Raw genomic sequence first — 10,875 nt, 5'->3', positions numbered from 1 at the left:
TTCAGCGTGATGTCGGCCCGCAGCCACGCGTCCACCACACCCGTCAGGCGGTCGATCTTGCGGGGCTGGGTGCCCTGACGCGATAGCGCCGTGGGCGGGGCCACCGGCGGCTCGGCCGCCAGGTACTTCTTGACGGTTTTCCAGTCATGCCCGGTCTGCCGGGCGATCTCGGCGATGCTCACGCCCGCCTCGTGCAGAACACGGAACCGACGTACGTTCATCCACTCCTCCGGATCCAGGATCATCGATAGCAGTCACCCTTCGGGCTTGTCTGATCACACACTGACAACCCGAAGGGTGATCACCGTTCACGTCGAACACGAATCGACGCGCCGACAACTCTGGACGTGAGGTCGTACCTCCTTCAGGAGATGAGGTCGTACACCGACACCGCGTTCGCTGACCCGGCAGGGCAAGCGGCCGGCCGCGCCGGATCTGGTGCGGCGGAAGTTCACCGCAGTCGCTGCGGACGTGCTGTGGGTCGGCGACGTCACGATGATCCGCACCGATGAGGGGCCGCTGTACTTGGCCTCGGTCGAGGACCTGTTCTCCCGCCGGCTGCTCGGCTACGCCATGTCCGAGCACCATGACGCGGCGCTGACGGTCGCCTCACTGCAGATGGCCGTGGTCACGCGCGGTGGTGACGTGGACGGGGTGATCTTCCACTCGGATCGCGGATCGGAGTACACCGCTGCCCGCTACCAGGCCGAATGCCACAAGCACGGAGTGGTGCAGTCCATGGGCCGGGTCGGGTGCGCGCTCGACAACGGAGCCGCCGAGTCGCTCAACAGCACCCTGAAGGTCGAGTTCGCATACCGGCACCGCTTCCGCACCCGGGCGGAGGCCCGGCTGAAGATTGCGACCTGGATCGCGGACTTCTACAACGTCAAGCGCAGGCACAGTGCCAACGACGGGCTGCCGCCTGTCACATTCGAGCGTCGGATGATCGAGAAGCGGCAAGCGTCAACGACCCTGCTGAGGGCCGCTGTGGCATAGAACCGTCTCCACGGTTTGAGGGGATTGACACCAGCGCCTGACCCGCACCCATGCCAGACTGAAACCCAACACTCCGTAAGCCGGGCCGAACGACAGCGATGTGCCGCATGCTGGTGGCCCTCAGCGTGATGGCCACCGCCAGCTGGATGAACCACCACGCTCCGGTCCCATGATGGCACGCCACCCAGCCGGGCGAACACCGTGCTCAGTGAGGTAATCCAAGCGACTTATACGTGATCATTCCGGCTCGAAGTAGGTGAGAACGAGCGCCGCTTTGGCGAGGTCGCCACTCGGCCGGGGCTGAGATGGACGTGCTGAAGGGTGCGCCAGCGTTGCTCAAGAAGTCATGAGTCGACCCGGGCAGGGCATCGGATATCCAGATCGGAAAGCCGCCCGGCGTCATGAGACCTTGCAGGTTGGCGGCGAAGGCTCGGGCTTTGCCGGAGTACCAGGCGTCGATCTCCTTGCCTTTCACACTGGTCTTCTTCTCGCCGACTCGGTCGATGCTGGTCAGGGTGCCGTCCAGGATCAGGTGAGGTCGACCGTCAGCCCGGGCGCGATCCAGGGCCTCCTTGAGATCGGGTGCCTGTTCTGCCAGGACATCGACGACTTCGTTCAGGTATCGGTAGGAGGTCGTGCGCGACAGGCCGAAGCCGCGCCCGAGGTTGGCGATGTCGCCGCCGTTGAGGAACCACACGAGCCCGTAGACCGCTTGCCGCCAGGGAGAACTCTTCCGGGTGCCCCTGCGGGTGCCGCGTAGCCGGCGTTCGGCGCGCAGCAGCCGGGAAAGGTGGGGAAACCAGCTCCCCGGGGACGTCGAGGATGGCACGATAGGGAACCGCATGCCCCACCAGCCCTTTGCCGTCCCCTGGCACGGACAAGCGGTGGTCCCATACCCCTAACCGTTGACTCGGAAGGCGCACTCTCTTCTGCGTTGGATTTGATCGAGACGATTACATCCTCGAAGCTCAGGCACGCCTTCTCCATTTGATGATCTCCAAGCTCGCTTCTCTGGTGAATACCTGAGGCTATGGCTGCTTCTCGTCGGAGGGTGGCGTAGGTTGCCGCCAGCCGAGCGGCCGTGCGGATCTTGTTCAGGGCGGCGGATCAAGAAGTAGCTCCTGCATGAGTGCGGGTGCCAGGCGTTGTGCCGCCGACCGTTGCGGTGCGCAGGGCCTTGGCACGCGCCACCGCATAGGCCATTGCCACGCACGCTGGTGGAAATACGGGTAGAACATAGCGGTAGTCGGACTGGTTCATACCTATCGCGAGCACCACGAGTGCAACTGCCGCCGTCCATGGTAGTAGCGACCGGACTGGTAGACGTTTGTAGCGCAGTGCGAACACTACAGGTATCGCCATCACCGCGAGCAAGGCCGGTCCCGGCAGATAGATCCAACGCTCGTACCATTCGAGAAACCTGGAGAAAACTGGGATCCCGGCGGGCGCATCCCCATATCCATACGTTGCCGCAATATTCGCAGCCTCCGGTGGGACTCCCTCGAATCCGGAGCCGGAGGTCAGGAAGGCGGAGGGCCGATCTGTCATGAGAAAGGTGTCGGTCGCCAATTCGCGTGCCACTGTCAGGGCATAGTCTCCAGGCTGGGCAACGATGGCACGCAGGGCGAACTGTCGGGCGAGGGAATTGTTGTCTGCGCTGAACGGAGGGCTCTCCGTGGCGTACAACCAGGCATTAGGACGCGTTATATAAAGTCCTGGCCGAGCGCCTATGGCGCGGAGCGATTCCGGTGGACAGAGTGGGACGAGATCGATCGGGGGACGTATCTTGGCACAGTCGGAAAACGACATAGTGCGCGACCAGAGGATTAGCCCGTCGCTCGTGGTAACGGCGAGCGCACCGTGGTGTGCCTGAAACCACAGACCATAGGCAAAGAGAGGTGCGAGGCAACTCGCCATGGCCACGAGCATTGTGCGGAGCCTGACTCTCTGCACCAGTAGGACCAGCAGGTATAGGACCACCAACGGCAGGGCTATTGACCTGGTAAGCGTGGCGGCGGCGAAAAGCAGTCCTGCCAATGCTGCCGTGGGCACTGTAGGTCGATGCCGCCAAAGGGCGGCGGCGATAGCACCGATCAAACAGCATGTGAACAGCGTTTCGCTGAGCAGAGAATGCTCCATCCAAAGTTGGCGAGCATCAAAGAGAACCGGAAGCGCAGCCGCCACTGCCAGCATCGGACGAACTTGCCATCGGCGGAGTAGGACATAGACCAAGATGCCGACACCCAGCCCCATGACATGTTGGATCACTGCCAGGAGGACATTACTGTGAAAGGGCAATAGCATTCGAAGGAAGATTGAATAGCCAACAGGCCTTACAGGGTTAGGAACGATCTGCAGTGCGTGGGCTACATAATCGACTGAATCTCCATACCAGAACGCTCGTTGATAACCAATCATAATCGCTGCGCGTAGCAGTACGGCGGCGGCGACCACAAGGACGATAGGTGTACGCACAGCAGTAAGCAGAAGTGGCCTAGGAAGGGTGATGACAGAGCCATCGGATCTCATCTCACTCGACACCTTTTCCCGGCGCACTCGATTCAGGAGACGACTACACATAATTTGACCTACAACTTTGCCTTCGTGGACACATCCATTCGCGCTTATCCGCGACCGATGCACTCCAAGAGTAATCCGCACGTAGATTGAAGTCGGCTGTCCGCAATTGGGAAGATCCTTTCGTATCCGACGTTCCCCATCGATGGGGAACAATGGAGATCGCCGCCACTACGGGAACCTGCCCTAGAGTCCCGGCACTACCTGCCGGGACGCTCGTTCTAGGACCAGGCGTCAAATAAGGCGAGGGTCGCTCCCTCCGCTTCGAGCAACTTGCGGATCATTCCGGTGAAGTCCACGGTCGGGCGCCAGCCGGTGACCCGACGGAGCTTCGCTGGATTGCCGATCAGTGTTGTGCCGCCGCGTGTGAGCAGGCTGGTGTCTTCGCGCACATGCCGGGACCAGTCGAGCCCGCCCAGTGTGAACGCGGTCTGCGCGAACTCGGCGACGGTGTGGCCCTGGCCGGAGGCGACAATGAAGTCACTGGGTTCCGAGGCCACCAGAATCTCGGTCATCGCTGCCACGTAGTCGGGCGCGTACCCCCAGTCCACCACCGCGGAGAGCCGGCCCATCGTCACCTGGCCGTCGCCCTCGCGCTGGATCCGGGCTACCGCTTGTACGATCTTGCGACTCACGAACTCTGGGCGCCGCAGTGGCGACTCATGGTTATAGAGGATCCCCGCCGAGACGAACAACCCGCTCGCTCGGTAGGCGCGGCAATGGAGCAGACCGGCGGCCTTGGTGATCCCGTACACCGAAGTCGGCCGCAATGGGGTGGACTCGTCCTGTATCGGCTGCGTCGGCTCGCCGAACACGTGCGACGAGGCCGCATAGAACAACCGGGTTTTCGGCGAGTGCCGACGGATCGCCTCGGCGAAGAACACCACAGGCAAGGCGTTGACCTCATACGATCGCCGGGCGAGCCCGGCAGGGTCGCCTGGAACCCCTTGCGAAGAGTGCTGCACCGCCGCCAGCAGGTAGATCTCGTCCGGCCGCTCCTTGCGTACCAGGTCGGTCACCTCCTCTGGGGAGGCGATATCGGTGCCCTGACGGCCGACTGGAGTGACATCGTCGCCGCGTGCCGCGAGCAACTCGCACAAGAGCGTGCCGTCTTGCCCTTCTGCCCCGATGACGACCGACCTGGACACGGATCACACCACCGTCAATTCGGGCAATGGGAACACCAACCGCCCACCACTCGTCAGGAAGTCACGCTCCCGCTCGACGATGTTGTCCCGGTAGATCCATGGAAGGACCAGGAACTGATCGGGGCGTCGATCTCGGGCCTCGCTCTCCGAGACGATCGGGATTGCGGTGCCCGGCGTGAAGCGGCCGTATTTGTCCTCGTTCACCTCCGCTATGCAGGGCAGGTCCGCCTCGCTCAGACCGCAGAACTGCAGGACCACGTTGCCCTTGGTGGATGCGCCGTATCCGAGGGTCAGCTTGTCGTCCTTGCGGGATGTGTCGAGGAAGTCGCGTAGCACCTCACGATGGTCGCGCGCGCGACGCGCGAAGTCCTGGTACGGAGCCAGGGTGCCGAGGCCGAGTTCGGCCTCGCTCGCGCGAATGCGCGCCAGCCCGGCATCGTCCACTGGATAGCGGGACGGGGTCCGGGTGAGGATGAGGCTGAGGCTCCCCCCGTAGATATCGGTGATTTCGCCACGTACCACCGTCAACCCGACCCGTTCGGCCATCCACTCGATCTGGCGCAGGGCGTAATAGTTCAGATGCTCGTGGCAGACCACGTCGTAGGCGGTACTCGCCAGCATCGCGGGCAGATAGCTCTGCTCCATCAGCCAAATGCCGTCCTCGGCCAGCACGTTTCTCACATCGCTCATGAAGCGGAGAGGGTCCGGCAGGTCGTAGAACATGGCAATTGATGTGACCACCTTGGCACGCCGGGAACCGTACGCGCGCTTGAAGACCTCCTCGGTGAAGAACTCGGTGATCAGCCCCACATGCGGGGGGTACCACGGGCGGAACTTGATGCCCGTCGGGTCGATCCCGACGAGCTCTGGACCGTCCGCGGGGTACGCACGCAGCAGGGTGGAGTCGTTGCTGCCAATGTCGAGCACCAGGTCGCCGGGGCCGAGCTCGACCATCGAGGTGATCGTGCCGACCTTCTGATGCAGGTGCCGCAGCATCGACTGGTTCAGGCCGGACCTGTAGCCGTATTGCTCGCCGTACATGAGTCCGAGGTCGGTGGTGTGCCGGAGCTGGACCAGGCCGCAACCCGCGGGCGAGCAGACGATCAATTCGAGGGGAACCGCCGGAACGTGCTCCTCCCTGGTGCGGGGAAAGGCCCCGGTAAGGGCCTGCCGGCCCAGGTCGAGTACCGGAACAAGCTCCCTGTTGCCGCAGATGCGGCACTGATCGATTGCGTGGTGTGTCATTCTTGCCTCAAATCGTGTTCCACCATCAGACTGACCAGCTCCTGGAAGCGCGTCTTTGGCTCCCAGTTGAGCTTCTTGCGTGCCTTGCTCGCGTCCCCCGCGAGGAAGTCCACTTCGGTGGGGCGGAAATACTTCGGATCGACCTCGACCAGGACCTTGCCGGTGCGGCGGTCGATCCCCTGCTCATCGACGCCTTCGCCCTTCCACACGAGGTCGATCCCGACATGTGCGAACGCGGCCTCGCACAGCTCGCGGACCGAGTGGGTCTCACCGGTGGCCACGACATAGTCGTCGGGCGCCGGTTGCTGGAGCATGAGCCACATGGCTTGGACGTACTCTTTGGCGTAACCCCAGTCGCGGCGCGCGTTCAGGTTGCCGATGTGGAGCCGCTCCTGCTTTCCGCGGCTGACCCTGGCCACCGCCCGGCTGACCTTGCGGGTGATGAAGACCTCGCCGCGGCGCGGCGACTCATGATTGAACAGGATGCCGTTGCAGGCGAACAATCCGTACGCCTCTCGGTAGTTCACGGTGATCCAGTACGCGTACAGCTTGGCGCATGCATACGGGGAACGCGGGTAGAACGGTGTGCTCTCGGATTGCATGGTGGTGCCCAGCCCGCCGAAGAGCTCGGATGAGGACGCCTGATAGAAACGCGGTGATATTCCTACTTCCTTGATGGCGTCCAGGATCCGCAACGTGCCCACTGCATTGGCCTCAGTGGTGAAGTCCGGCATCTGGAAGGAAATGTGCACGTGGGATTGAGCGCCCAGGTTGTATATCTCGTCCGGAGCGACCTGTTCCAGGATCCGGTTGAGGCTGCTCGAGTCCGTTAGATCACCGTAGTACAGGTGCAGGAGCCGGTTGCTGTCCGAATCGTGGTATATGTGGTCAATTCTATGAGTATTGAAATTTGACGCTCGCCGTACTATTCCGTGTACTTCATATCCTTGCTCTACGAGTAGTTCGGTGAGATATGATCCGTCTTGACCGGTAATTCCGGTGATCAGAGCTTTTTTCATTTCTTTCCCAATAATTCATACTTTTGGTAGAGACCGGGCCAGGTGAGTGCTATGAACGTGAATCCAGAAAGCTGTCTGATCTTCATTCCCACCTATAACGAGCGGGACAACGTCGAGCCGCTCACGGACGCGATCCTCGAGCAAGGACTCGACTGCGATGTGCTCTTCCTGGACGACGACTCCCCCGACGGCACTGGTAGCGTGCTGGACAAACTCGCCGAGCAACACCCCCGGATCACGGTGCTCCACAGAACGGGCAAGGCCGGCATCGGCTCCGCACACCAGGCGGGTATCGCCTGGGCGTACGAACACGGGTACGAATGGCTGATCACGATGGATTCGGACTTCGCCCACCCGCCCGAGTACCTTCCGAAACTTCTTGAAGCCACCAGCGAGGGGGCGACCCTGGTGGTCGGCTCGCGCTATCTCAAGCGGGGCAGCCTTCCAGGCTGGAGCGCCGGCCGGAAGATGCTGACCCATCTGGGGCATGCCGTCACGGTCGCGTTGCTCGGCATGCCGTACGACGCCACCACCGCGTTCCGCTTCTACCGGCTCAGCGACATCCCGCGGGAGACTTTCGCGCTGGTACGTTCCCAGGGCTACTCGTTCTTCTTCGAGAGTCTCTTCGTCCTGCACGTCAACCGCTTCCCGATCCGCCAGATCCCGATGCACCTGCCTGGCCGGACGTTCGGAACCTCGAAGATGGACTCGCGCGAGGTGGCGACCAGCATGCGCTTCCTGATCCTTCTGCTGGGCCGGAAGCTGCTGACTCCTGGCCGGCTGCGGATCCGCCGATGAGCTCGGCGCGCAGCCAAGGCACGACGTCGGCGGCCACTGGCCAGTCGGGCTCGGCAGGGTTCAACACTGGGTATTGGTCGTCCCGTCTGTCTCCGGCGAAGTCGGACCGAGAGCCGATCCCGTCCCGAATCTCGCGCAGTGCGATCGTGGTCCGGGCGCCGATTTCCCACACGCCTTTCTGGTCGAGGTGGTCCGCTATCCATTTCGCACACCACTCCACCGGCGCGAAGCTCTGCAGGGAGTCCCCGCTCGCGTACACCGGTCGGTTGTGCAGGATGTCGATGAGAGCGCCCTTCGTGAGCCCGGCGCCGTACATCGGGCCGAGCCGTACGATCAGTGCTCCAGCCGACTCGCACGCCTCCTCAGCGAGCGCCCTGTTGCGGCCGTAGACGGTGTCCGGCTGCACCCTCGCTGACATGCTGCTGACCTGGACGAACGAGCCCCAACTCCAGTCTCGAAGGAGTTCCTCGGTCTTGCGCACGGTCTCGTCGTGATCGCCCAGTGGATCGTGCTCGGCCCAGTACCGTCGCGACGGGCAAGCGGCGTTGACCAGCACGTCGTACGACGGCCCCGCCCGGTGATGGTTCGCATAGGTGCTCCGAGTCACCGCCGTCACCTCGTGACCAGCGTCACGTAGAGCGGCAGTAAGCGCCGTGCCTACAAAGCCTTGGGCACCGAGCACGGCGATCCGCGCCATTCCTCACCTTCCTTCATCGAAGGTGTGCGGCAGCGGCTCGACCTGAACCAACGGCGGATCGCAGAGGTCCCACTGCCGGGTCAGCATCGCCACGAAGGTGAGAGTCGTGACGGCATAGACGGTGTGCATGACCCCGGCGGGAGTTCGCGTGCACACCCCACGCGAGGCATGGATGAATTCCTCAGGGCAGTCCGGATCGTCGAAGTCGTCTTTGGTCACCAGGGTTCCTTGACCATCGATGAACAGCAGATACTCAACGAAATGCGGGTGATAGTGCAGTCCTCGCACTTTCCCGGGATGCATCACAAGCAGATTGAACTCCACGATCGGCTCGGGCGGCACCCAGGTGAAGATGCCACCTCGCCCGTCTCGGATGGTAGATAGATTACAGGATGGCGTAAGAACGTCGATTTTCACGGTTACCCCCGCAGTAGTCCCCATCACCGCGGATTGCTAGCGATCTAGATCCGGATAGGGCACATCATTAGGAATGGATGACTGCGTCGAGATCCAGGCAGCTAGCCTTTGGCGACGGCTGGTTTGTCCTAGAAGCGCACCGAGTTCCTTGTCGACACACGTCATCACATATGCGATGCTCGACACGAGCACTGCCGCGGCGGCATTGTCATGTCCTTGACTGAGAATGGATAATCCAAAAGACAGGGTTTGTTATATCTTTGTATCCATTCGCCGGGTTCCGGACAGTAAACTCGTGATCACATTGAGTGATCGTCCAATGTATGTGCGTGGGTACAGCCGCCGCCGGGGACGTCAGCGATGGCCGAGCCCTCTGTCACCGGTGAGGTTTTCGATCCGCGTTTGAGCTGATCGTGTCCTGCCTCCACCGAAATCCCTACATCTCACGAGAGGTTCGACAGGAGCGGAGGAGCCATCGGGGGCTCCTTCTGATCTGCCGGAGAACGATCCCAGTGAGACACGCTCGCCGGAGTGATCCGCTCTGCTCCTTGCGTGCCGAAGGCGGCGGCGTGGCGAGGAAGCCACGGTCATCCTCAGACTCCTTCACAAAGGACTCGGCCGCGGGTTCGGCGGCGGTGCGGTGCGACCGCGTGCCCTCCGTCTGCGCTTCCGTGGTCGCCCTGCGGGAGCGGGCGCTCTTCGCCGGAACCTCGGCCACGGTCACCTCAGCCTGGGCCACGGCGGCGGAGTCGTCTGTGGCCTTGCGCGAGCGCGTGGCCTTAACCGGCACCTCAGGAGCATCGGCCAGCACCTCGATCCACGAAGGCTGCTCATTGGCAGACCCTTCGTTGGGCTGGCTAGAAGTCGAACTCTCCCTTGAACATGCCGTTCTTGAACGCGTCCCACTCGGACTTGGTGAACACCAGAGCAGGTCCTTCCGGGTGACGACTGTGTCTAACACCTACACGGCCTCCGCCGAGAGGGGCTACCTCTACACAGTCGCCACCGGTGCCTCCGCTCGCCTTGGCCTTCCGCCAGGCAGCAGTGGCCAGCTCTTCCTCGGTCATAGTGACTCCATCACCCTCATAGTGATCTTCACGGTTTCGTAGGTCGGCTGGGCCAGGCCGGAGAGTAGTTCCCATCTCTGATTCAGCTTGTGGATCATCTCCGCCTGCTGGATGACCTCTCCAGTCTCGGCGTTCTCCAAGAACGCCGCGTTGGCGTCGTCATCGGATGCCAGTACGAACGGGCCGATCAGGCCCGCAGTGCTGCACGACGAAAGGGGGACTAGCCGCACGGTAACGTATGGGCGGGTCATCATGTCTAGCAGATAGTTGACCTGTTCCTTCATCACCTCCGGTCCGCCGATCTGGCGGAGGAGGACGCTCTCATCAAGGATCACGGAGATGCTCGGCGGGTTGGCCCGAGACAGGATGGCCTGACGTTGGAGCCGAGCATTGACGGCCTTCTCTACCTCGCCGGGGATGGCTCCCGGTTCTCCTTCGAAGACAGCACGAGCGTAGGCGGGCGTCTGGAGAAGGCCAGGGATCAGCGCCAGCTGGTAGATGCGAATGCTCTTCGCTGCCGCCTCAATAGCCGGCCATCTGCGGAACCACTTGGGGTTGACGTCCCGGATTGCCGGCAGCAGCTCAAGCAGCTCCCCATCCAGCCCGAGCACCTTTTCTAGCCCTCGGGTGAAAGGCTCCGTGGGTGGCCTGGTGCCACGCTCCACGGCGCCCACGAGGCTTTCACTGCAGGGAATCAGCGGCGCCAAGCGTGCATGGGTTAGACCGGTCGCCGTCCGATATTTGCGCATTCGTCGCCGATATTCCTCGCTGGCGGATTTACCGATGCTATTACCGTCTTCCTCCATATCGCGCCTTCCGGCATTGCCCTACGTCCGTACACACAAGTGAATCACATGTTGTGAAGATTTTGGATGGGCCTTTCCGGCGACATTGCCCAGGTGAAGGGTCAT

Annotated in this window: 11 protein-coding genes and 1 pseudogene; 2 read left to right on the top strand and 10 right to left on the bottom strand. The window is 62.3% G+C overall.

Annotated features, from left to right (window positions below; translation table 11 throughout):
• Positions 1-245 (bottom strand): hypothetical protein (locus ACTWPT_RS16740; protein ID WP_443178288.1); only part of this gene is annotated, 245 nt, incomplete at its 3' end.
• A 154-nt stretch (positions 246-399) separates the two neighbouring features.
• Here ACTWPT_RS16740 and ACTWPT_RS16735 point away from each other — a divergent pair.
• A complete protein-coding gene (locus tag ACTWPT_RS16735) occupies positions 400-996 on the top strand; it encodes an IS3 family transposase (RefSeq protein WP_443178299.1) in 597 nt (198 codons plus the stop codon).
• Between the two features lie 205 nt (positions 997-1,201).
• On the opposite strand, the gene ACTWPT_RS16730 is transcribed toward ACTWPT_RS16735, so the two are convergent.
• The 5 genes from ACTWPT_RS16730 to gmd all read right to left on the bottom strand — a co-directional run bounded on the left by ACTWPT_RS16730 (position 1,202) and on the right by gmd (position 6,985).
• Positions 1,202-1,840: a hypothetical protein gene (locus ACTWPT_RS16730; RefSeq protein ID WP_443178287.1), complete on the bottom strand. Its 639-nt coding sequence runs from the start codon at positions 1,838-1,840 to the stop codon at positions 1,202-1,204.
• Between the two features lie 263 nt (positions 1,841-2,103).
• On the bottom strand, positions 2,104-3,471 hold the full coding sequence (locus tag ACTWPT_RS16725; RefSeq protein ID WP_443178286.1) for a hypothetical protein: 1,368 nt from the start codon (positions 3,469-3,471) through the stop codon (positions 2,104-2,106).
• Between the two features lie 323 nt (positions 3,472-3,794).
• A complete protein-coding gene (locus tag ACTWPT_RS16720) occupies positions 3,795-4,721 on the bottom strand; it encodes a GDP-mannose 4,6-dehydratase (protein WP_443178285.1) in 927 nt (308 codons plus the stop codon).
• Positions 4,722-4,724: 3 nt separating this feature from the next.
• Positions 4,725-5,966: a class I SAM-dependent methyltransferase gene (locus tag ACTWPT_RS16715; protein WP_443178284.1), complete on the bottom strand. Its 1,242-nt coding sequence runs from the start codon at positions 5,964-5,966 to the stop codon at positions 4,725-4,727.
• On the bottom strand, positions 5,963-6,985 hold the full coding sequence (gene gmd / locus ACTWPT_RS16710) for a GDP-mannose 4,6-dehydratase (protein WP_443178283.1): 1,023 nt from the start codon (positions 6,983-6,985) through the stop codon (positions 5,963-5,965). Before gmd ends, ACTWPT_RS16715 begins: the two co-directional genes overlap by 4 nt.
• Positions 6,986-7,036: 51 nt before the next feature.
• On the opposite strand from gmd, the gene ACTWPT_RS16705 reads away from it, so the two are divergent.
• Positions 7,037-7,783 carry a glycosyltransferase gene (locus ACTWPT_RS16705; RefSeq protein WP_443178282.1) on the top strand — a complete coding sequence of 249 codons (747 nt, stop codon included), beginning with the start codon at positions 7,037-7,039 and terminating at the stop codon, positions 7,781-7,783.
• A 580-nt stretch (positions 7,784-8,363) separates the two neighbouring features.
• Here the strand turns inward: ACTWPT_RS16705 and ACTWPT_RS16700 are convergent.
• The 4 genes and pseudogenes from ACTWPT_RS16700 to ACTWPT_RS16685 all read right to left on the bottom strand — a co-directional run.
• Positions 8,364-8,480 (bottom strand): annotated as a pseudogene (locus ACTWPT_RS16700) (NAD-dependent epimerase/dehydratase family protein); the annotation flags it as partial.
• 3 nt (positions 8,481-8,483) lie between these two features.
• Complete coding sequence (locus tag ACTWPT_RS16695) at positions 8,484-8,897, bottom strand: cupin domain-containing protein (protein WP_443178281.1); 414 nt, start codon at positions 8,895-8,897, stop codon at positions 8,484-8,486.
• A gap of 857 nt (positions 8,898-9,754) precedes the next feature.
• Positions 9,755-9,964: a DUF397 domain-containing protein gene (locus ACTWPT_RS16690; RefSeq protein WP_443178280.1), complete on the bottom strand. Its 210-nt coding sequence runs from the start codon at positions 9,962-9,964 to the stop codon at positions 9,755-9,757.
• The gene (locus ACTWPT_RS16685; RefSeq protein WP_443178279.1) at positions 9,961-10,713 is read right to left on the bottom strand and encodes a helix-turn-helix domain-containing protein; all 753 of its coding nucleotides are present in this window, start codon (positions 10,711-10,713) and stop codon (positions 9,961-9,963) included. The genes ACTWPT_RS16690 and ACTWPT_RS16685 overlap by 4 nt, the downstream gene beginning before the upstream one ends.
• Positions 10,714-10,875: the final 162 nt, after the last annotated feature.

It is taken from the genome of Nonomuraea sp. 3N208 (assembly GCF_052245935.1).
Lineage (GTDB): Bacteria > Actinomycetota > Actinomycetes > Streptosporangiales > Streptosporangiaceae > Nonomuraea.
Note: the sequence above shows the minus strand (reverse complement) of the source record. Positions and strands in the feature narration are given on the sequence as shown.